This window comes from Streptomyces sp. NBC_00442, assembly GCF_036014195.1.
In the GTDB taxonomy this organism is placed as follows: domain Bacteria; phylum Actinomycetota; class Actinomycetes; order Streptomycetales; family Streptomycetaceae; genus Streptomyces.
This window is the reverse complement of sequence record NZ_CP107918.1, coordinates 1,882,124-1,904,512: the sequence shown is the minus strand read 5'-3', so window position 1 is coordinate 1,904,512 and position 22,389 is coordinate 1,882,124. Positions and strand designations below refer to the sequence as shown.

At 72.0% G+C, this 22,389-nt stretch carries 15 protein-coding genes; 13 read left to right on the top strand and 2 right to left on the bottom strand.

Annotation, left to right across the window (positions count from 1 at the left end; all coding sequences use genetic code 11):
* Nucleotides 1-17 precede the first annotated feature (17 nt).
* The 6 genes from gatB (at nt 18) to OG432_RS08370 (ending at nt 9,395) form a co-directional block, all read left to right on the top strand.
* Nucleotides 18-1,526, top strand: a complete 1,509-nt coding sequence (gene gatB, locus OG432_RS08395) for an Asp-tRNA(Asn)/Glu-tRNA(Gln) amidotransferase subunit GatB (protein WP_328309293.1) — start codon at nt 18-20, stop codon at nt 1,524-1,526.
* Nucleotides 1,527-2,091: 565 nt separating this feature from the next.
* Nucleotides 2,092-4,188, top strand: coding sequence for a phosphocholine-specific phospholipase C (locus OG432_RS08390; RefSeq protein ID WP_328315041.1), 2,097 nt, complete (start codon nt 2,092-2,094; stop codon nt 4,186-4,188).
* 151 nt (nt 4,189-4,339) lie between these two features.
* On the top strand, nt 4,340-4,900 hold the full coding sequence (locus tag OG432_RS08385) for a GNAT family N-acetyltransferase (protein WP_328309291.1): 561 nt from the start codon (nt 4,340-4,342) through the stop codon (nt 4,898-4,900).
* Between the two features lie 107 nt (nt 4,901-5,007).
* Complete coding sequence (locus OG432_RS08380; RefSeq protein ID WP_328309289.1) at nt 5,008-5,652, top strand: hypothetical protein; 645 nt, start codon at nt 5,008-5,010, stop codon at nt 5,650-5,652.
* A gap of 239 nt (nt 5,653-5,891) precedes the next feature.
* Nucleotides 5,892-6,077, top strand: coding sequence for a hypothetical protein (locus OG432_RS08375; RefSeq protein ID WP_328309287.1), 186 nt, complete (start codon nt 5,892-5,894; stop codon nt 6,075-6,077).
* Between the two features lie 231 nt (nt 6,078-6,308).
* A complete protein-coding gene (locus tag OG432_RS08370; protein ID WP_328315040.1) occupies nt 6,309-9,395 on the top strand; it encodes a helix-turn-helix transcriptional regulator in 3,087 nt (1,028 codons plus the stop codon).
* Nucleotides 9,396-9,434: 39 nt separating this feature from the next.
* Here OG432_RS08370 and OG432_RS08365 read toward each other — a convergent pair whose 3' ends face one another.
* The gene (locus tag OG432_RS08365) at nt 9,435-10,586 is read right to left on the bottom strand and encodes a PQQ-dependent sugar dehydrogenase (RefSeq protein WP_328309285.1); all 1,152 of its coding nucleotides are present in this window, start codon (nt 10,584-10,586) and stop codon (nt 9,435-9,437) included.
* Nucleotides 10,587-10,659: 73 nt separating this feature from the next.
* Nucleotides 10,660-11,673 carry an aldo/keto reductase gene (locus OG432_RS08360; protein ID WP_328309283.1) on the bottom strand — a complete coding sequence of 338 codons (1,014 nt, stop codon included), beginning with the start codon at nt 11,671-11,673 and terminating at the stop codon, nt 10,660-10,662.
* A gap of 75 nt (nt 11,674-11,748) precedes the next feature.
* Between OG432_RS08360 and OG432_RS08355 the strand changes: the two genes are divergently transcribed.
* The 7 genes from OG432_RS08355 to OG432_RS08325 all read left to right on the top strand — a co-directional run bounded on the left by OG432_RS08355 (nt 11,749) and on the right by OG432_RS08325 (nt 22,303).
* Nucleotides 11,749-12,690, top strand: a complete 942-nt coding sequence (locus tag OG432_RS08355; RefSeq protein WP_328309281.1) for a 2-hydroxyacid dehydrogenase — start codon at nt 11,749-11,751, stop codon at nt 12,688-12,690.
* A 393-nt stretch (nt 12,691-13,083) separates the two neighbouring features.
* Nucleotides 13,084-15,951, top strand: a complete 2,868-nt coding sequence (locus tag OG432_RS08350; RefSeq protein ID WP_328309279.1) for a putative bifunctional diguanylate cyclase/phosphodiesterase — start codon at nt 13,084-13,086, stop codon at nt 15,949-15,951.
* A 226-nt stretch (nt 15,952-16,177) separates the two neighbouring features.
* Nucleotides 16,178-18,046 carry an acetolactate synthase large subunit gene (locus OG432_RS08345; protein WP_328309278.1) on the top strand — a complete coding sequence of 623 codons (1,869 nt, stop codon included), beginning with the start codon at nt 16,178-16,180 and terminating at the stop codon, nt 18,044-18,046.
* Between the two features lie 26 nt (nt 18,047-18,072).
* A complete protein-coding gene (gene ilvN / locus OG432_RS08340; RefSeq protein ID WP_100577584.1) occupies nt 18,073-18,600 on the top strand; it encodes an acetolactate synthase small subunit in 528 nt (175 codons plus the stop codon).
* Between the two features lie 108 nt (nt 18,601-18,708).
* On the top strand, nt 18,709-19,710 hold the full coding sequence (gene ilvC, locus OG432_RS08335; RefSeq protein WP_328309275.1) for a ketol-acid reductoisomerase: 1,002 nt from the start codon (nt 18,709-18,711) through the stop codon (nt 19,708-19,710).
* Between the two features lie 301 nt (nt 19,711-20,011).
* A complete protein-coding gene (gene serA, locus OG432_RS08330; protein WP_328309273.1) occupies nt 20,012-21,604 on the top strand; it encodes a phosphoglycerate dehydrogenase in 1,593 nt (530 codons plus the stop codon).
* 99 nt (nt 21,605-21,703) lie between these two features.
* Nucleotides 21,704-22,303 (top strand): TetR/AcrR family transcriptional regulator, encoded by a 600-nt coding sequence (locus OG432_RS08325; RefSeq protein WP_328309271.1) that lies wholly within the window; start codon nt 21,704-21,706, stop codon nt 22,301-22,303.
* Nucleotides 22,304-22,389: the final 86 nt, after the last annotated feature.

Below are 22,389 nucleotides of genomic sequence, written 5' to 3'. Positions count from 1 at the left end.
GAGGGAAGTTTTTCACCGTGACCGTCATTGATCTGGTCTCGTACGAGGACGCCCTCGCGTCGTACGACCCCGTCATGGGCCTCGAGGTCCATGTCGAACTCGGCACCAAAACCAAGATGTTCTGCGGCTGTTCGACCGAGCTGGGCGCCGAGCCCAACTCGCAGACCTGCCCCACCTGTCTCGGCCTGCCCGGCTCGCTCCCGGTCGTCAACGCGATCGGCGTCGAGTCGGCCGTCAAGATCGGCCTCGCGCTGAACTGCGAGATCGCCGAGTGGTGCCGCTTCGCCCGGAAGAACTACTTCTATCCGGACATGCCGAAGAACTTCCAGACCTCGCAGTACGACGAGCCGATCGCCTTCAACGGCTATCTGGACGTCCAGCTGGAGGACGGCGAGATCTTCCGCGTGGAGATCGAGCGCGCCCACATGGAGGAGGACACCGGCAAGTCGCTGCACGTCGGTGGCGCGACGGGCCGTATCCACGGCGCCTCGCACTCGCTGCTCGACTACAACCGCGCGGGCATCCCGCTCATCGAGATCGTCACCAAGCCGATCGAGGGCGCGGGCGAGCGGGCCCCCGAGGTCGCCAAGGCGTACGTGGCCGAGCTGCGCGAGGTCATCAAGGCGCTCGACGTCTCCGAGGCCCGCATGGACAAGGGCCAGATGCGCTGCGACGTGAACCTGTCGCTGCGTCCGCACGGCACCGAGAAGTTCGGCACCCGGTCGGAGACGAAGAACGTCAACTCGCTGCGCTCGGTGGAGCGGGCCGCCCGCTTCGAGATCCAGCGGCATGCGGCCGTGCTGTCCACGGGCGGCACGATCGTGCAGGAGACCCGTCACTTCCACGAGGAGGACGGGTCCACCACCTCGGGCCGCATCAAGGACAACGCCGAGGACTACCGCTACTTCCCCGAGCCGGACCTGGTGCCGGTGGCTCCCGCGCGCGCCTGGGTCGAGGAGCTGCGCTCCGCGCTGCCCGAGATGCCGCGGGTGCGCCGCAACCGGCTCCGCGAGGAGTGGGGCGTCACCGAGCACGACATGCAGTCGATGCTCAACGCCGGCGCGGTCGACCCGATCGTCGCGACGATCTCGGCCGGGGCGGACGCGGCCGGTGCCCGCAAGTGGTGGATGGGCGAGCTCGCCCGCAACGCCAACGAGCAGGGCGTCGCGCTCGACGAGCTGCCCGTCACGCCGGCGCAGGTCGCGCGGGTCGTGGCGCTGGTCGCGGCCGGTGACCTCAACGACAAGCTGGCTCGCCAGGTCATCGAGGGTGTCCTCGCGGGCGAGGGCGACCCCGACGCGGTCGTCGAGAAGCGCGGCCTGAAGGTCGTCTCCGACGAGGGGGCGCTGGGCGCCGCCGTGGACGAGGCGATCGCGTCCAACGCGGCGATCGCCGACAAGATCCGGGGCGGAAAGGTCGCGGCGGTGGGGGCGCTGGTCGGTGCGGTCATGAAGACCACGCGTGGTCAGGCCGACGCGGGTCGTGTGAAGCAGCTGATTCTGGCGAAGCTGGGCGTGGAGGGCTAGGTCTCCGCGACCCCGCGAAGGGGCGGCCCCCGCCGGCAGCGAGCCCGGCGGGGGCCGCTCCGTTTTTCCTCCCCACCCCGCCCCTTCCCGAGACCCTCCGGGGGTGCGAGCGCGCTGAGGTCCACACCTTGGGGCTCCGCCCCAGACCCCGTTCGCGCCTTAAGGGCGCTCGTCCTCAATTTCCCCCAAGGCCTTAAGGGCCAGGGGACCCCCCCCCGTGACGGGCTGAGGTGGCCTCTGCCGCGCCCGTAAGGGGCGCGGGGAACTGCGCGGGGACGCGGGCACGGTCCGCACACGAAAGGGGGGTTGGGGGCGCGGGGAACTGCGCGACAAGCCCCGACCGGCCCGCGGGGCCCATCGACCCCACCATCCCCGACCGGCCCGCAGGGCCAGCCCCACCCTCCAACGGAAAACCGAGTTGGACTTTCCGCAAGGAAGGGTTGGACGTTCATCGAGGGGAAGGGGCGGGGCCTTCTGGGGGACACCCCGGGTCATTACCGTTCACCCCGTACGCACCACACGGCTCGGGAGGGTCAACTTGACCACGGACAACGCAAGCGACGGCATCTCGCGGCGACGCCTGCTCGCCCTGGGCGGCGGAGCCCTCGGCGCGGTCGCCGCCGGCTCGCTGCTGCCGCCCTCGCTGCAGGCGGCGATGGCCGCGGGGCCGCCCGCCGGAGGCATGAGCGCGGTCAAGCACGTCGTGATCCTCATGCAGGAGAACCGGTCGTTCGACCACTACTTCGGCACCCTGCGCGGCGTCCGCGGCTTCGGCGACCGCAACGCCCTCCAACTCCCGGACGGCAAGACCGTGTTCGAGCAGCCCGGCCCGCTCGGCAGCACCGTGCTGCCCTTCCCCGTGCGCGGTGCCGCGGCAGCCCAGCACAAGGACCTCCAGTACATAGGCGCCCTCGACCACTCCTGGAGCGGCGGCGCCCGTGCCTGGAACGACGGCTGGATGAACAACTGGGTCTCCGCCAAGACCTCGGCGACCATGGCGTACTACGACCGCCAGGACATCCCGCTGCACTACGAGCTCGCCGACACCTTCACCGTCTGCGACGCCTACCACTCCTCCATCCACAGCTCCACCAGCCCCAACCGCAACCACCTGTGGAGCGGGAAGACCGGGTTCGAGCCGGGCGGCGCGCGGGCCGTCGGCAACGACGCGTACGACGAGGGCACCCACCCGGGGTACGACTGGGGCACCTATGCCGAGCGGCTCGAAAAGGCCGGGCGCAGCTGGAAGACGTACACCGAGTGGGAGAACTTCACCGACAACCAGATCGAGTTCTTCACCACGTTCAAGGCGATCGCCCGCAAGGCGCTCGCCAAGACCGGTGGGCACACGTTCATGGAGTCCTTCTACGGGGCCGTGCGGGACGCTCCCGGCGACGCCGAGCGGCAGCGGCTGCTCGCCCTGCTCGACCAGGGCGTCGCCACCCTCACCAAGGCCGAACGCAGCCTGTTCGAGCGGGCGTTGAGGCGCGTGCCGACCGGCACGCTCGCCGAAGCCTTCGGCAAGGACGTGGCCGCCGGCACCCTGCCCGAGGTCTCCTACCTGGTGCCCTCCGCGCTCGACTCCGAGCACCCGAGCGTCTCCTCGCCCGTGCACAGCGCCACCATCGTCTACAAGGTGCTCGACGCACTCGGCAAGCACCCGGACGTCTGGCGGCACACCGTCGTCCTCATCAACTACGACGAGAACGACGGCTTCTTCGACCACGTCCCGCCGCCCGTCGCCCCGCCCGAGGTGACCGACGAGCAGTGGCAGGGGCACCCGACCGGGCTCGGCGCGCGCGTGCCGATGCTCGTCGTGTCGCCGTGGAGCGTCGGAGGCTACGTCTGCTCCGAGGTCTTCGACCACACCTCCGTGATCCGCTTCCTCGAGCACCGGACCGGAGTGCGCGAGCCCAACATCAGCAAGTGGCGCCGCACCGTCACCGGCGATCTGACCTCTGCCTTCGACTTCACCCGAGGCAGGCCGCAGCCCGCCGTGACCCACCCCGGCCCCATCCCGCCGCTGAGCGGACGCTGGAAGCCCGTGCCGCCCGTCGAGCAGCACATGCCCGTACAGGAGGAGGGCACCCGGCCCGCCCGGCCGCTGCCGTACCAGCCGGACGCCTGCGCGCGCGTCACCCGGGGTGCGCTCCAGGTGCAGCTCAGCAACAACGGCCGGGCCAGCGCCCACTTCGCGCTCTACCCGTACGCCCAGGAGTTCGCCGCGCCGCAGCACAAGGACGTCCGGGGCACCGCGCACTGGAGCGTGCCCCCGGCCGCCGGGACCGACGGGGCCTACAAGTTCACGGTGACCGGGCCCAACGGGTTCCGGAGGGAGTTCGAGGGCGCCGCGGCCACGGACGCCGCAGAGGTGACCACGTATCTCGACCATCACGACCGCGACGTCCATCTGACGCTGCGCAACCGCGGCCGGGCGCCGGTCACCTTCACCGTCCGGCCGCTCGGCTACGCGGACGAGGCCGACCTGCGTGACTGGCGGCGGACCGTCACGGTCAAGCCGGGGCGCAGCCGCACCGTGGTGCACTCCGCCGCCGACGCGCACGGCTGGTACGACCTCGAAGTGACCGCGGACGGCGGCACCGCGTTCCGCAGGCGCCTGATGGGGCACATCGAGAACGGCCGCCCCAGCGTCTCGGGCTGATCCCCGGGGGCGCCGGGGGCTGGGCGGAACCCCGCCGAGGCCCGCCGGCGCCGAGCGGGCCCGTGCGACCGTGCGAAGATTCCGGTGCGGCCGAACGGGCCGAGCCGTCCGTGCCGTGACCGGGCGGGCGCACGCGGGTGGAGGAGCGGGGATGTTCGCACGATCGCTGGGTGACGACGGGGCCGAACTGTGTCCGCTGGAGCCGTGGCAGGCCGAGGAGTTCCTCGCGCACATGGACCGGGGCCGCGAGTTCATCGGCACCTACATCCCCCTGCCCGAGTTCGTGGCCGACCCGGCCTCGGCCCGCTCCTACCTGCAGGTCTACGCGGACAAGGCGGCCACGGACACCGGGCGGCTGTACGGCATCCGGCTCGACGGCACCCTCGTCGGCGGGGTCCTGTTCCGGACCTTCGACGCGGCGCAGGGCACCTGTGAGGTCGGCTGCTGGCTGGAGCCGGCCGCGGTCGGGCGCGGCCTGATCACCCGCGCGACCACCCTCCTCATCGACTGGGCCGTGGACGTACGCGGCATCCACCGGATCGAGTGGCGGGCCTCCGCGGAGAACACCCCGAGCACCGACGTGGCCAAGCGGCTCGGCATGACCAGGGACGGGGTGCTCCGCGAGAGCTACCTCTACCGCGGCGAGCGCCACGACAGCGAGATCTGGGCGGTGCTCGCCCCCGACTGGCGGGCGGCCCGCGCGGGACGCTGACGGGGCGCGGGGGCCGCGGGGCGCGTGCGGGCGCGAGGGCGCGTGCGGGGGCGGCGCGTTAAGGAGGCTCTCAGCGGGCTCTCAGAAACGGCCCCTAGCGTGCTGGCATGAACGCCACCCCCGCCACGACGAAGACCGACGCCGAGACCGAGCCCACGACGCACGCCGAGACCGAGGGCGCGTCCACCACCGAGGCCGTGTCCACCACCGGGGGAGCGCCCGCCGAAACGGCCCCCGGCGCCACCGGCACCCCGGACACCGGCGGGTCGGAGCGCCTCCAGGACGAGGACGCGCTCGACGACGCCCACGACGACCACGACGCCGAGTTCGACGCCCCGGCGCTCCCCGCCCGCGCGGGGTTCGGCGCGGGCGCCGCCGCCGTGGTGGCCGCCGCGCTCGGCGCGGTCTCGCTCAGCGGCACCTGGATGGGAAAGACCCTGTCCGAGCGCGCCACCCTCGTCGGGCAGATCAAGACCTCCCAGACCGGCACCGCGGCCCAGCAGATCCAGGAGATCTACGGCAACTCCTGGCACACCACCGCCCTGGTCAACGGCGTCTTCGCGCTGCTCGCCCTGATCGTCGGCGCCGCCGTGCTCGCCCGCCCCGCGTTCGGGACGCCGGGCCGCTCCGAGCAGCCGGTATGGGTCAAGGCCGTCGCCCTGGCCGGGGTCGTCCTCGGCGTCGTCGGCCTGCTGATCTCGGCGGGCATGTACTTCGACCTGTTCGCGGCCCTGCCCAGCACCAAGGGCTGAGACCCGGCCGGCCCTCTCGCGGGTGCCCAGGGCGGGCCGAGCCCGCCTAAGGCGCCCGCGCCCCCGCCTTAGACGGCTCCGGTCCACCATCCGGACCGCCTAAGGCGGCACCCCCGTACAGATGCGGCACTCGCCCGATGTGGGAGTGACCCCTGGGAGACGAGAGTTGAGGCATCGCAAGGAGCCCGGAACACCGGGCCCGGCGAACCACCTCGACACACCACCCCAGGAGCACCGAGATGTACGACTACGAGATCTACAAGAACCGCCAGGCCGAGCTGCTGCGCCGCGCCGACCAGGAGCGCCTGGCACGCCAGGTACGCCAGGTACGCCGGGACGAGCGCCGCGCAGGACGCCGCAGTGGGGACAACGACCCCAAGGGGCAGGTGAATTCACCGCGGAACCGGTTCGCTCGGGCCGCCTGAACGGTCCGGACCGCCGCGATGGCCACCCACCCGCCCCACCCCGTCACCTCCACGGCAGCCCGCCCCTTCACCCCCGCGACGGCCCGCCCGGTCACCTCGACCGCGGGCCGTCCCGTCATCCGTCCCGCCACCGCCGACCGGACGCCGTCCCCGGCCGCGGCCCCGACCTCCTCCGGGGCCGTCACCCCTGCCGGGGACGGACCGTCCGCCCCGCTGTCGGCGGCCTGTGCGATGCTCGGCGGCGTGGAGACCAGGTCAGTCAGTCCCGTATTCGTCGGCCGCGCCGACGAGCTGCGGACGTTGAACGAAGCACTCGCCCGCGCCGCGGTGGCCCAGGGAGAGCCTCAGGCGCTGCTCATCGGCGGCGAGGCGGGTGTCGGCAAGAGCCGCCTCGTCGAGGAGTTCACCGACGCGGCCCGTGCGGCCGGCGCCGTGATCGCCATCGGCGGCTGCGTCGAAGTCGGCGCGGACGGGCTGCCCTTCGCCCCCTTCTCGGCCGCGCTGCGCGCGCTGCGCCGCCAGCTGCCCGACGAGCTGGCCGCCGCGGCCGATGGCCAGGAGGAGGAGCTCGCCCTGCTCCTGCCCGAGCTGGCCAAGCCGGGCCCCGTCCCCGCACGCGAGGACGGCACGGCCCGCCTCTTCGAGCTCACGGTGCGGATGCTGGAGCGGATCGCCGCCGAGCGCACCGTCGTCCTCGTCCTCGAAGACCTGCACTGGGCCGACACCTCCACCCGCCATCTGCTCGCCTACCTCTTCCGCACGCTGCGGCGCGGCCGTCTCGTCGTCGTCGCCACCTACCGCGCCGACGACATCCACCGCCGTCACCCGCTGCGCCCGCTGCTCGCCGAGCTCGACCGGCTGCGCAGCGTGCGCCGCATCGAGCTTCCCCGCTTCACCCGCGCCGAGGTCCGCCACCAGCTCGCCGGGATCCGCGCCGCCGAACCCGAACAGCGCCTGGTGGACGAGATCTTCGAGCGCTCCGACGGCAACGCCTTCTTCGTCGAGGAACTCGTCGTGTGCGGGGAGGCGGGCACCGCCTGCCGCGGCCTGAGCGACTCGCTGCGCGACCTCCTGCTGGTCCGCGTCGAGAGTCTGCCCGAGGACGCCCAGCAGGTGGTGCGGATCGCCGCCGAGGGCGGCTCCACCGTCGAGTACCCGCTGCTCGCCGCGGTCACCCGGCTCCCCGAGGACAAGCTCATCGAAGCCCTGCGGGCCGCCGTCGGCGCCAACATCCTGCTCCCCGCGCCGGACGGCGACGGCTACCGCTTCCGTCACTCGCTGATGCGCGAGGCGGTCAGCGACGACCTGCTGCCCGGCGAGAGCTCCCGTCTGAACCGGCGCTACGCCGAGGCCCTCGAGGCCGACACGTCGCTGGTGCGGCCCGACGAACAGACCACCCGTCTCGCCACCTACTGGTACCGCGCGCACGACGCCGCCAAGGCGCTGCCCGTGGTGCTGCGCGCCTCCGTCGAGGCCCGCGGCCGGCACGCCTACGCGGAGCAACTGCGGCTGCTCCTGCGGGCGATGGAGCTGTGGGACGGCGTCCCCGAGGAGATTCGCGCCGGGCTCAGGCCGCTGGACCACGCGGGTTCGTACCCGCCCTGCGGCTGCGCCCCCGACAGCGCGGCGCCGCTGCGCCATCTCGATCTGCTCGCCGAGTCGGTCGAGGCGGCCCGGCTCAGCGGCGACCGCGAACGCGCGCTGAAGTTCGCCAAGAAGGCCCTGCGGCTCATCGACGCCGAGAGCGACCGGTCCTCCGGGAGCGACCAGCACGCGGGGAGCGACCCGCTGCGCGCGGCCTGGTTCTGGATCCAGTTGTCCCGCCTCGTGCAGAGCCTGGGGCGCGGCGACGGCTGGGCCGAGATCGTCACCGCCCAGGAGCTGGTGCGCGGCCTTCCGCCGTCGCCCGTCCATGCCGAGGTGCTCGCCACCGCGGCCGGCTGGCGCATGCTGCGCAAGCCCGGCGGGGAATCCCTCGCCGAGGCCGAACAGGCCGTCGCCTACGCCCAGTTGGTGCGGACCGAGGAGATCGAGCTCAACGTCAAGCTCACCCTCGGCACCCTCCAGCTCGACTCGGGATCGGTCGAGGAGGGGCTCGCCACGATGCGTACGGTCATCGACCGCTCCCTCGAACTCGGCCTGGTGGGCGAGGCGACCCGCGGTCATGTGAACCTCGCCTCCGGCCTGGAGGCCGTCGGCCGTTCGGCGCAGGCCGTGCGCGTCGCCGACGACGGGGTGCGCCTCACCCAGCAGTACGGCCTGCTCGACAACGAGGCCTGGGTGCAGACCAACCGCGCCGAGTCCCTGCTCACGCTCGGCCACTGGGACGAGGCGCTCGACTCCATCGAGCGGGTCCAGCGCACCGCGGTGAGCACCAAGCCGCTCGGCGGCGCCCTCAGGCACCGGGCCCTTGTCGCCCTGTGGCAGGGCGAGCTGGAGCAGGCCGCGGCCTGCCTCGCCGACGCGCGCGCCGCGTTCGGCAAGGACGACCTGATGGCCCAGCACGCCATCCCGCTCAGCCGGATCGCCCTGGAATGCGCGGCTGCCCAGGGCCGCATCGACGAGGCCCGCGCCGAGCTCGCCCGCGCCACCGGGCCCGGCTTCCCGCCCGGCACCCAGCGCTACGCCTGGCCGCTGCTGGCCGCGGCCGCCACGATGGAGGCCGACGTACGGGGCCTTCCCTCGGCCGGGCCGGGCCGGGCCGCCGCCCTCGACCTCATCCGCACGGCGGCCAAGAGGCTCCCGACCGGGTCCCCCGCATGGGAGGCGTCCGCCCTCGTCGTCGCCGCGGAACTCGACCGCGCCGACGGCCGCGACGCGGCGAGCTCGTGGGAGGCAGCCGCCCGGGTGCTCAGGCCCCTGGACCGCCCCTACGAGCTGGCCGTGGTCTGCCACCGCTGGGCCGCGGCCCTCCTCGCCGAGGGCGGCGACCGCGAGACCGTCGCCTCCTTGCTGCGCCAGGCCCACACCGAGGCCGAGCGCCTGGGCGCCCGCCCGCTGCGCGAACAGCTGGAGCTGCTGGCCCGCCGGGCCCGCGTTCCGCTCGCGGCCCCGGACCCGGTGGTGCCCGACGACCCCGCCGACCCGGTGGAGGCGCTCGGCCTGACCAGCCGCGAGCAGGACGTCCTGCGCCTGGTGTCGGCGGGGCACAGCAACCGCCAGATCGCCGAGGAGCTCTACATCGCGCCGAAAACGGCGAGCGTGCACGTCTCCAACATCCTGGCCAAGCTGGGGGTTTCGGGCCGCGGTGAGGCGGCGGCCCTCGCCCACCGGCTCAACCTCTTCCAGGACGGGGAGGCGGTCACCCCCGTCCCCTGACCGCGCACCCCCGGGGCCCCAGGGCCCCGGCCGTGCCGCCTACGTGACGTCCAGCTCCAGGATGCGGTCGTCGCCGGGCTTCGGGGTGCCGCGCGAATCGGTGTTGTTGGTGAGGACCCAGAGCTTTCCCGCGCCCGCCGCGAGCACGGTGCGCAGCCGCCCGTACTGCCCGGTGAGGAATGCCTCGGGGGCGGCGAGCGCCTTGGTGCCGTTCAGCGGGACGCGCCACAGCCGCTCACCCTTGAGCGCGGCCAGCCACACCGAGCCGTCGCTGAACGCGATCCCGCTGGGCGATGCCTCCGAGGTCTTCCACTGGGCGACGGGATCGACGTACCCCGGCTTGCCGCCCTGGCCCTCCACGACGGGCCAGCCGTAGTTCTTGCCGGGCTCGATGAAGTTGAGCTCGTCCCAGGTGTCCTGCCCGAACTCCGAGGCCCACAGCCGGTTCGCGCCGTCCCAGGCGAGGCCCTGGACGTTGCGGTGCCCGGGGGAGTAGACGACGGAGTCCGCGTCCGGATTGCCGTACGCGGGCTGGCCGTCGGGCGTCATCCGCAGGATCTTCCCGCCGAGCGACTTGTTGTCCTGGGCGAGCCCGCGGTCACCGGTCTCGCCGGTCCCGGCGTAGAGCATCCGGTCGGGGCCGAAGGCGATCTGCCCTCCGTTGTGGACGGCGCCCTTGGGGATCGCGCGCAGGATCGTGTCGGGCGCCCCCAACTGCTCGCCCGCGGGCCGCTTCGGGTCGTAGATCATGCGGGCGATGCGGTTGTCGGACTCGGTGGTGAAGTACGCGTAGACCAGGTGGTCGGCGCCGTACGTGGGGGAGAGGGCGAGCCCCAGCAGACCGCCCTCGCCCTGGTGGTCGACGCCCGGCACGCTGCCCACGGCGGTCTTCTTGCCGGTCGTGGTGTCCACGTGCAGGACGGAGCCGTCGTCCCGGGAGCCGACGAGGAGTCCGCCCTCGGGCAGCGCGGCGATGCCCCAGGGCGACTTCAGGTCCTGGGCGACGGTCCTGACCACCTTGACCGAGCCCTTGGCGGGCGGCAGTCGGACGGTGGGCGTCGCGGCCGGGGTGCTCGCCCCCGTCCCGGATGCCGCGCCCCGGCCCTGCGGCTGCGGGGAGCCGGAGGAGCAGCCGGCCGCGAGCACGAGCGCGGCTGCGGCCAGGGCGGTGGCCACGGTGGTTCGTCGCACGGTGGTGGTTCCCTTCGACGGGGTCGATGCGCTGGCCCCATTCTGCGGGTCCGGGCCGGTGCGGCCGCCCCGCTCAGTCGCGAGCCGCGGGAAGCGCCGCCAGGTCCGCCAGGTCGCGCGGGGTGAGGGAGAGCTCCGCCGCGCGGGCGTTCTCGCGCACCCACTCCTCGCGCTTGGCGCCGGGAACGGGAATGACCTGGGGGCCGAGGCGCAGCAGCCAGGCGAGCGCCACCTGCCCCGGCGTCGCCCCGTGCCGCTCGGCGACCCGGCGCAGGCCCGCCACCACGGGCTGGTTGGCCGCCATCATCTCCGCCGTGAAACGGGGGTGCCGGGCCCGGATGTCGTCCGGCTCGAAGCCCTGCCCGGGGGTGAGCGTGCCGGTCAGGAACCCGTTGCCCAGCGGCATCGCGGCGAGCAGGGCCACGCCCCGCGGCGTGCACCACGGCAGCAGCGCGTCGAGGGCCTCACGCGACCAGACGGACAACTCCGCCTGCACGGCCGCGACCGGGAAGACCTGCTGCACGCGCTGGAGCAGCCGCACCGTCGACTCGTAGCGGCCCACGTGCAGCCCGTGCACCCCGGCCACCGGCGTCGTGCGCCGCACCGCCCGCGCGCCCATCGCGCTGAGCCCGAGCGCCCGAACCTTGCCCGCCGTCACGAGCCCGGCCATCGCGCCCCAGGTCTCCTCGACGGGGACCTCGGGGTCCGCGCGGTGCAGCAGATAGAGGTCGATGACCTCGGTCCCCAGGCGGCGCAGCGAGGCGTCGCACGCCCGACGCACGTACCCGGGGCGGCCGTTGGCGACCACGTGCTGGTCACCGCCCACCAGGAGCCCGCACTTGGTGGCGACGAACGCCTCGCCCCTGCGCTCCTTGAGGACCCGCCCGATCAGGAGCTCGTTGGTGAACGGGCCGTACATGTCGGCGGTGTCCAGCAGATTCGCGCCGGTGTCCAGGGCGGCGTGCAGGGCTGCGACGGAGCGTTCCAGGTCCTGTTGCGAGCGGGTGTAGCCCCAGCTCATCGGCATGCAGCCGAGCCCGATCGCGCCCGCCCGCAGAGCCCCCGCCCCGATTGTCCTGCGCTCCACCTGGCCGGATCCCCTCCCTCGTCGCTCCCCAAACTAACCTCTGGCCTCCGCGGCTCTTCGCATAGCCTCCCGACCATGAGCGCAGACGTGTGGATCCCCTTCGACCCGGCCGATGTCCCCGGCCTTCCCGACTCCCTGGACTACCGGGTCTGGGACGGCGGCCCCGACTTCCCCGCGGACCCGGCCGAGTGCGCCGTCTACGTGGTCCCGTACATGAAGCCGTCCGAGACCGCGGTGCGCCCCCTGGCCGCCATGACGGGCCTGCGCGTCGTGCAGACGCTGACCGCCGGCATCGACCACGTACAGCCCGGCATCGGCCTGCTGCCGCCCGGCGTACGCCTGTGCAACGCACGCGGGGTCCACGAGGCGTCCACCGCCGAACTGACCCTGGCCCTCGTGCTCGCCTCGCTGCGCGGGATCCCGGGGTTCGTCCGGGGGCAGGAGCGGCACGAATGGCGTGCGGGGTTCTATCCCGCCCTCGCCGACAAGTCGGTCCTGATCGTGGGGTACGGATCGATCGGCGCCGCCGTCGAGGACCGGCTCGCGCCCTTCGAGTGCGCGCGGGTGGCGCGCGTCGCGCGCTCCTCGCGCACCACGGAGCGCGGTGCCGTGCACGCGTGGACCGATCTGCCCGCACTGCTCCCGCCGGCGGACGTCGTCATCGTCTGCACCCCCCTGACCGAACGGACGAAGGGCCTGGTGGACGCCGCGTTCCTGGGCCGGATGAAGGACGGAGCGCTCCTGGTGAACGTCGCGCGCGGGCCGGTCGTGGACACCGAGGCGCTGCTGGCCGAACTGAAGTCCGGACGCCTGCACGCGGCACTGGATGTCACCGACCCCGAACCCCTGCCCGCCGGGCACCCGTTGTGGACCGCTCCGAACGTTCTCATCAGCCCCCACGTGGGCGGTTCGAGCTCGGCCTTCCTGCCCCGGGCCAAGCGCCTGCTCGTCGCTCAGCTCACCCGCTTCGTGGCCCAAGAGCCGCTCGCCAACGTGGTTCTGACGACGGATCAGTAACGCTCCGCAGCGGTTCGGGTGCACCGGGTGCCCTCACGACTGCGCACTGTCACTGAGCGTATAGGGACTATGTCCCTGAGTGACGAGACTGGTGTATCGTCCCGACCGGGGGCCGGCGCCGTGCGTCTACGGCGCGGGCGAGCGATCACTGCGAGGGGGGCGACGGGCGATGCACGGCCAATGGACGAACGATCCGACGCGGCGGAGCCGCCTGCGGCAAGCCCGCCGCGCACACCGCACAGCGATGCACCGCGGTGGAGCGGCGACCGCCGGGGCGATAAGCGGAACAACGACGAACGGCGCCCGGAAACACGGCTCGCGGGCCGGCGATTTCGACGGCCGGCCCCTTCCGGCCCGGACCCCGCTGCGGGCCCGGTGGCGGGGAGCGGTCCGGTGAGCGCCCCGGGTGCGGTTCTGACCCGTCCCCCGATCGCCGGCGGCGGGCCCGGCATGGTCTCCCAACTGGTCCTCGCACTGATCTGTGCGGGATATGCCACCGGCGCATTCCTGGGCTGGGGTTCCGAGGAACTCGCGCTGATCATGGGCGACTTCGGGCTCGCCTGCGCGGCCCTGATCGCCGCGGTCTCCTGCTTCCTGTACGCACGGGACGCGGAGAGCGAGAGCAGCTTCCGGCCGGCCTGGCTGCTGTTCTCCTTCTCCTCCGCCATGGCCGCCTGCGGCAACGGCGTCTGGGGCTGGTACGAGGTGGTGCTGCGGCGCCAGGTGCCCACCCCCTCGCCCGCCGACTTCTTCTTCCTCTGCTTCGCGCCGCCCGCCATCGTGGGCCTTCTCGTCCTCGCCAAACGCCCCGTCACCAGGGCGGGCTGGGTCTGCCTCGGCCTCGACTCCTGGCTGATCGGCGGTTCCCTGCTCACCCTGTCCTGGAGCCTGGCCCTCGCCCGCACGGCACACGAGGGCGAGGGCGAGGGAGTGGCCCACGCCACCCTCACCCTCGCCTACCCGCTGCTCGACATCGTGCTGGTCAGCATGGTGCTCGCGCTGCACTTCCGGCGCTCGTCGGCCAACCGGTCCGCGGTGAACACCGCGATCGCGGCGCTCGCCCTGACCGTGCTGTGCGACGCCTTGTTCACCTCGCCGCTGCTGCGCGAGCACTACCGCTCGGGCCAGCTCCTCGATGCGGGATGGTTCGCCGGCTCCCTGCTGCTCGCCTACGCACCCTGGGGCGCCCGCAGGCTCCCCGCCGCGCCGCCGCGCGGGCCGGCCGCGGCCCCGCCCGGCGCGCGGCCCGCCGCCGGCCGAGGCCGCCCGCACCCCCTGCCGACGACCCGGCCGCTCGCCAGCTCGCTCGCCGCGCTCACGCCGTACCTCGCGGCCGCCGTCTGCACCCTGGGCATCCTCTACAACGTCATCGAGGGCCACAGGGTCGACCGGATGGTCGTCTTCACCGGCTGCACCGTGGTGCTCGCCCTGGTGGTCCGCCAGGGGATCATGCTGCTCGACAACATCGCGCTCACCCATGAACTGGCCCAGAAGGAGAACCACTTCCGCTCCCTGGTGCAGGGATCGAGCGACGTCATCATGATCGCCGCGCCCACCGGAATGCTGCGCTACGTCAGCCCGGCCGCCGCCGGGGTCTACGGACGGGACGCGGAGGAACTGGTCGGCTCCGAACTCGCCTCGCTCATCCACCCCGAGGACCTCGGCCGGGTGGTGCACGAGGTGCGCCGGTTTCTGGCGGCGCCACCCGCCGAGGAGCCCACGACGCGGATCGAATGCCGCTTCAGGTCGGGCACCGGCGAGTGGCTCAACGTGGAGTCGACCGTCAACCGCCATCAGGGCGGGCTCATCCTCAACAGCCGTGACGTGACCGAACGCGTGCGCCTCCAGGCGCAGTTGGAGCACAACGCCGAGCACGACCCGCTGACCGACCTGCCCAACCGCGCCCTGTTCACCAAGCGGGTGCGCAAGGCGCTCGGCGGCCGGCGCACCACCGACCCCGGCACCGCCGTGCTCTTCATCGACCTCGACGGCTTCAAACAGGTCAACGACACCATCGGCCACCAGGCCGGCGACGAACTGCTCATCCAGGCCGCCCGCCGCCTCCACGAATCCGTACGCGCGGGCGACACCGCCGCCCGGTTCGGCGGCGACGAGTTCGCCGCGCTGATCCTCGGCGACGGTACCCGCGACCGGGCGGCCCGCGAGTACCACGTCCGCGAGATCGCCGACCGGCTGCGCCTGACCCTGTCGCAGCCCTACCGGATCGACGGCCACGAGGTCCGGGTCGCGGCCTCCATCGGCGTCGCCTTCGCCGACCCGGGCGTCGGCGCCGGTGAGCTGCTGCGCAACGCCGACCTCGCGATGTACCGCGCCAAGAAGGGCGGCAAGAACCGGGTCGAGCTGTACGCCCCGCAGATGCAGGCCGAGGTCGTCCGCAAGTCCGAGCTCGCGGCCCGGCTGCGCACGGCCTTGAGCGACGGAGAGTTCGTCGTGCTGCACCAGCCGGTCGTCGACCTCACCACCGGCGCGGTCGCGGCCGTCGCCGCCCAGGCCCGCTGGAGGTCGGCCCAGGGCATCCTGTTCACCCCGGCGGAGTTCCTGCGGGTCGCCGACGAGAGCGAGCGCGCCGCCGAGCTGGGGCGCTGGCTGCTCGAAGAGGCCGTGGAACTGGCCGCCGAACGCAGGCGCGCGGGCTTCGCGGCGCCCGTATCGGTGCGTCTGTCGGCCCGGCGGCTGCTGGACAAGTCGCTGCCGATCGGCGTCCTGGAAGCCCTCCTCGCCCGGCACGGGCTGCCCTCCGGCGCGCTGATCATCGAGCTGGGCGACAGCGACCCAAGGATCTCCTTCGACGAGCTGGAGCGGCGCCTGGTGGGGCTGCGCAGGCTGGGCGTACGGATCGCGCTCGACGGGTTCGGCAGCGGCTACGCGGCCATCAACGCGCTGCGCAGACTCCCCATCGACCTGCTGAAACTGGACAGGGGGCTCGTCGAGGGCGTCGTCGAATCGGCCCGGCTGCACAAGATCACCGCGGGGTTGCTCCGGATCGCCTGCGATCTCGGCATGCAGTCCGTGGCCGACGGGCTCGACGTGCCGGAGCAGGTCTTGGCGCTGCGGGCCATGGGGTGCACGCACGGACAGGGCATGGCGTTCTCCGGCCCGCTCGACGAGTACCGGCTGCGGCGGTCCCTGGCGCGCGGCGAATTCCCGGTGCCGGGCGGGGCCGCCGCACTCCCCGTGTTCAGTGGCCGGAGCCGACCCCTGCTCGGCTCACATAATGAGACGCCCGTCCCACCTACTTGACACCACCCGCGCGCCGGAGGGAGGGTCAATGCCATGCGCACCCGAATTCTCGTACTTGGAAAGCGCGTCGGCTGAAGCGGAGCCCCTGCAGGCCCCGCAGACCGCACCCGACGCGCTCCCCTCGCTTGCCTCACGGCACGAGGGGTTTTTTGTTGCACTGGCACCCCTCAAGCACCACCGAAGTCTCGACCGAACCCCCGCAAAAACCCTCAGCTTCGAGAAGAGAATGCCGATGACCGAGCAGGCCACCGGGGCCCACCATCCGCAGCCGCGGCCCCGTAACGGCGGACACCAGTCCGCGACCGTTGAGCACGTCACGGGCGCGAAGTCCCTCATCCGTTCTCTCGAGGAAGTCGGGGCGGAGGTCGTGTTCGGCATCCCCGGCGGCGCCATCCTGCCGGCGTACGACCCGATGATGGACTCCACCCGGGTCCGTCACGTCCTGGTCCGCCACGAGCAGGGCGCGGGCCACGCCGCCACCGGATACGCGCAGGCCACCGGCAAGGTCGGCGTGTGCATGGCGACCTCGGGTCCCGGCGCCACCAACCTGGTCACCCCGATCGCCGACGCGCACATGGACTCGGTGCCGCTGGTCGCGATCACCGGCCAGGTCTCCTCCAAGGCCATCGGTACGGACGCCTTCCAGGAGGCGGACATCGTCGGCATCACGATGCCGATCACCAAGCACAACTTCCTGGTCACCAAGGCCGAGGACATCCCGCGCACCATCGCCGAGGCCTTCCACATCGCCTCGACCGGCCGGCCGGGCCCCGTCCTCGTGGATATCGCCAAGGACGCCCTCCAGGCGCAGACCACCTTCGCCTGGCCGCCGCAGACCGACCTGCCCGGCTACCGGCCCGTCACCAAGCCGCACGCCAAGCAGATCCGCGAGGCCGCCAAGCTGATCGTGGCGTCCAAGCGCCCGGTCCTGTACGTCGGCGGCGGCGTCCTGAAGTCCGGCGCGACCGCCGAGCTGAAGGTCCTCGCCGAGCTCACCGGAGCGCCCGTCACCACCACCCTGATGGCGCTCGGCGCCTTCCCCGACAGCCACCCGCTGCACGTGGGAATGCCCGGCATGCACGGTGCGGTCACCGCCGTCACCGCACTGCAGAAGTCGGACCTGCTCATCGCGCTCGGCACGCGCTTCGACGACCGCGTCACCGGCAAGCTGGACAGCTTCGCGCCGTTCGCCAAGGTCATCCACGCGGACATCGACCCGGCCGAGATCGGCAAGAACCGCGAGGTCGACGTCCCGATCGTGGGCGACGCCCGCGAGGTCATCGCCGACCTGGTCCAGGCCGTCCAGGCCGAGTACTCCGAGGGCCACAAGAGCGACTACACCGCCTGGTGGAAGGACCTCAACCGCTGGCGCGAGACCTACCCGCTGGGCTACGACGAGCCGAACGACGGCACGCTGTCCCCGCAGCGCGTCATCCAGCGCATCGGCGAACTCGCGGACGCGGACACCATCTACGCGGCCGGCGTCGGCCAGCACCAGATGTGGGCCGCGCACTTCGTGAACTACGAACTGCCCGCCACCTGGCTGAACTCGGGCGGCGCCGGAACCATGGGCTACGCGGTCCCCGCCGCCATGGGCGCCAAGGCCGGTCAGCCGGACCGGATGGTCTGGGCGATCGACGGCGACGGCTGCTTCCAGATGACCAACCAGGAACTGACCACCTGCGCGCTCAACAACATCCCGATCAAGGTCGCCATCATCAACAACGGCGCCCTCGGGATGGTCCGCCAGTGGCAGACCCTGTTCTACAACCAGCGCTACTCCAACACCGTGCTGCACTCCGGGCCCGAGAACGGCATCGCCGCCGACGGCAAGCCGAGCGGCGGCACCCGCGTCCCCGACTTCGTCAAGCTGTCCGAGGCGATGGGCTGTTACGCGATCCGCTGCGAGCGCCCCGAGGACCTCGACAAGGCGATCCAGGAGGCCAACTCCATCAACGACCGCCCCGTCGTGATCGACTTCATCGTCCACGAGGACGCCCAGGTGTGGCCGATGGTCGCCGCCGGCACCTCCAACGACGAGGTCATGGCCGCCCGCGGAGTCCGTCCCGACTTCGGCGACAACGAAGACGACTGAGAGCTGTAGGAAGAGGTAAGAGGCTCATGTCCACCAAGCACACGCTCTCGGTCCTGGTCGAGAACACCCCCGGCATCCTGGCCCGGATCGCCGCGCTGTTCTCCCGCCGCGGCTTCAACATCGACTCGCTCGCGGTCGGTGTCACCGAACACCCCGACATCTCCCGCATCACCATCGTGGTCAGTGTCGAGGACCTGCCCCTGGAGCAGGTGACCAAGCAGCTCAACAAGCTGGTCAACGTCCTGAAGATCGTCGAACTCGAGCCCAGCGCTGCGATCCAGCGCGAGCTCGTCCTGGTGAAGGTGCGTGCCGACAACGAAACGCGCTCCCAGATCGTCGAGATCGTCCAGCTGTTCCGCGCCAAGACCGTGGACGTCTCGCCCGAGGCCGTGACCATCGAGGCCACCGGCGGCGCCGACAAGCTGGAGGCGATGCTGAAGATGCTGGAGCAGTTCGGCATCAAGGAGCTCGTCCAGTCCGGCACGATCGCCATAGGGCGCGGCGCCCGGTCCATCACGGACCGCTCGCTGCGCGCCCTGGACCGCAGCGCCTGAGCCCCGCGGCACGGGCTCCGACCCGCCCGTATCGCGAGACTCACCCGTTCCTTACTCACCCCCACCGATACGGTGGACGCAACACCAGCACACCAAGGAGAAAACCCAGTGGCCGAGCTGTTCTACGACGACGATGCCGACCTGTCCATCATCCAGGGCCGCAAGGTCGCGGTGATCGGGTACGGCAGCCAGGGCCACGCCCACGCGCTGTCGCTCCGTGACTCGGGTGTCGACGTCCGCGTCGGTCTGCACGAGGGCTCCAAGTCCAAGGCGAAGGCCGAGGAGCAGGGCCTGCGCGTGGTGACGCCCGCCGAGGCGGCCGCCGAGGCCGACGTCATCATGATCCTGGTTCCGGACCCGATCCAGTCCCAGGTCTACGAGGAGTCCATCAAGGACAACCTCAAGGACGGCGACGCGCTGTTCTTCGGCCACGGCCTCAACATCCGCTTCGGCTTCATCAAGCCCCCGGCCGACGTGACCGTCGCCATGGTCGCGCCCAAGGGCCCCGGCCACCTGGTGCGCCGCCAGTACGAAGAGGGCCGCGGCGTTCCGTGCCTCGTGGCCGTCGAGCAGGACCCGCAGGGCAACGGCCTGGCGCTGGCGCTCTCGTACGCCAAGGGCATCGGCGGCAGCCGGGCGGGCGTCATCAGGACGACCTTCACCGAGGAGACCGAGACCGACCTCTTCGGCGAGCAGGCCGTGCTCTGCGGTGGCACCGCGGCGCTGGTCAAGGCGGGCTTCGAGACGCTGACCGAGGCCGGCTACCAGCCGGAGATCGCGTACTTCGAGTGCCTCCACGAGCTGAAGCTGATCGTGGACCTCATGTACGAGGGCGGTCTGGAGAAGATGCGCTGGTCGGTCTCGGAGACCGCCGAGTGGGGCGACTACATCACCGGCCCCCGCATCATCACCGCCGACACCAAGGCCGAGATGAAGAAGGTCCTCGCCGAGATCCAGGACGGCACGTTCGCCAAGAACTGGATGGACGAGTACCACGGCGGTCTGAAGAAGTACAACGAGTACAAGACCCAGGACTCCGAGCACCTCCTGGAGACCACGGGCAAGGAGCTGCGCAAGCTCATGAGCTGGGTGCAGAACGACGAGGCGTAAGCCTTCTGTCAGCGGGGTCGGACACAGTGTCGGTGTCCGACCCCGCTGGTATCGCACGGCCCTGGACACCGCGTCCAACCCCCATCGGGTGATCCTGCCTTCGCGGAGGAAAACCTTCGGGGGAGCGGCACTACACTGCTCAGCAACACCTACGCGTCAGGCCCACAGCGTCGTGCGTCTTCCACGCGGCACAGCGACCCCGAGGAATTGCAGGCACGCCTCGACTTCCCCGGTGCCGTTTCCCCTCCACCGCCTGCGGCCGTCGGGACGGCCGTCCGCAAAGGATTCAGTGAGGACCCACGTGAGCTCGAAACCTGTCGTACTCATCGCTGAAGAGCTGTCGCCCGCCACCGTCGACGCCCTCGGGCCGGACTTCGAGATCCGGCACTGCAACGGAGCCGACCGCGCGGAGCTGCTGCCCGCCATCGCCGACGTCGACGCGATCCTGATCCGCTCGGCCACCAAGGTGGACGCGGAGGCCGTCGCCGCCGCCAAGAAGCTGCGGGTCGTCGCCCGCGCCGGTGTCGGCCTGGACAACGTGGACGTGTCCGCCGCCACCAAGGCCGGCGTGATGGTCGTGAACGCCCCGACCTCCAACATCGTCACCGCCGCCGAGCTCGCCTGCGGCCTCCTCGTCGCCACCGCGCGCAACATTCCGCAGGCCAACACCGCGCTGAAGAACGGCGAGTGGAAGCGGAGCAAGTACACGGGCGTCGAGCTGAGCGAGAAGACCCTCGGCGTCGTCGGCCTCGGCCGCATCGGCGTCCTGGTCGCGCAGCGCATGTCGGCCTTCGGCATGAAGATCGTCGCGTACGACCCCTATGTGCAGCCGGCCCGCGCCGCGCAGATGGGCGTCAAGCTCCTCTCCCTCGACGAGCTGCTCGAAGCCTCCGACTTCATCACCGTGCACCTGCCCAAGACCCCCGAGACGCTCGGCCTGATCGGCGACGAGGCGCTGCACAAGGTGCAGCCGCACGTGCGGATCGTGAACGCGGCGCGCGGCGGCATCGTGGACGAGGCCGCGCTGTACTCGGCCCTCAAGGAGGGCCGCGTCGCGGGCGCCGGACTGGACGTGTACGCGAAGGAGCCCTGCACGGACTCCCCGCTCTTCGAGCTCGACCAGGTCGTCTGCACCCCGCACCTGGGCGCCTCCACCGACGAGGCCCAGGAGAAGGCCGGCATCGCCGTCGCCAAGTCCGTACGCCTCGCGCTCGCGGGCGAGCTCGTGCCCGACGCGGTCAACGTCCAGGGCGGCGTCATCGCCGAGGACGTGAAGCCCGGCCTGCCGCTCGCCGAGCGTCTCGGCCGCATCTTCACCGCGCTCGCGGGCGAGGTCGCGGTCCGTCTCGACGTCGAGGTGTACGGCGAGATCACCCAGCACGATGTGAAGGTGCTCGAACTCTCGGCGCTCAAGGGCGTGTTCGAGGACGTGGTGGACGAGACGGTCTCCTACGTCAACGCCCCGCTGTTCGCGCAGGAGCGCGGTGTCGAGGTGCGCCTGACCACGTCGAGCGAGTCCCCCAACCACCGCAACGTGGTGACCGTGCGCGGCACGCTGTCGGACGGCGAGGAGGTGTCGGTCTCCGGCACCCTGGCCGGCCCCAAGCACCTCCAGAAGGTCGTCGCGATCGGCGAGTTCGACGTGGAGCTCGCGCTCGCGGACCACATGATCGTGCTGCGCTACGAGGACCGTCCCGGCATCGTCGGCACCGTGGGCCGCGTCCTCGGCGAGGCCGGGCTCAACATCGCCGGCATGCAGGTGGCGCGCGCGGAGGAGGGCGGCGAGGCGCTCGCCGTGCTGACCGTCGACGACACCATCCCGCAGAACGTCCTCGCCGAGGTCGCCGCGGAGATCGGCGCCAACTCGGCCCGCTCGGTGAACCTCACCGACTGACCGACCGGCCGCCACCTCCGGCGCACCCGTACCCGGCCCGCGGAGCCGTCCTAGACACTTGTCTTAGACGGATGTCTGCACGCCGGGTACGCTGCTGTCATGGGACACCGTGAGGATCTGCTCGAAGGCGCCAAGCGCTGCTTGCTGGAGAAGGGCTACGCCCGCACCACCGCCCGCGACATCGTCGCCGAGTCCGGCACCAATCTGGCCTCCATCGGCTACCACTACGGCTCCAAGGAAGCGCTGCTCAACCTCGCCTTCCTGAAGCTGACCGAGGAGTGGGGCGACGCGGTCGCCGATGGCCGTGCGGACGCCGCCGAACCCGAGGACCTGCCGCCGCTGGAACGCTTCGAGCGGGGCTGGGCCAAGGTCATCGACTCCTACGAGCAGAGCCGGCCGGTCTGGAAGCTCCAGATGGAGATCGTCTCCCGGCTCGACAGCGACCCCGACCTCCAAAAGGCCCTCGCGGGGCCCCAGGTGGAGGGCCGCACCGGCCTCGCGGAAGGCTTCCTCGGCCTCGACGAGAACGCGGACCCCGAGCGGGCGCGGCTCGCCGGCACGTTCTACCAGGCGCTGCTCGCCGGCGTGATGGTGCAGTGGATGGTCGACCCCGCCACGGCCCCCTCGGCGCGCGACCTCACCGAGGGGCTGAGGATCGTCATGGGGATCGACGGCGACCTGGAGCGCGGCGAGAGCTGAGCCGAGGGCGCGACGGGCCCCGCGTGGCCCGCTCGGTCGAGCATCCCGCGCCGAGGGTGTGAGGCCGGCGAGGGCGGCCTCGCCGA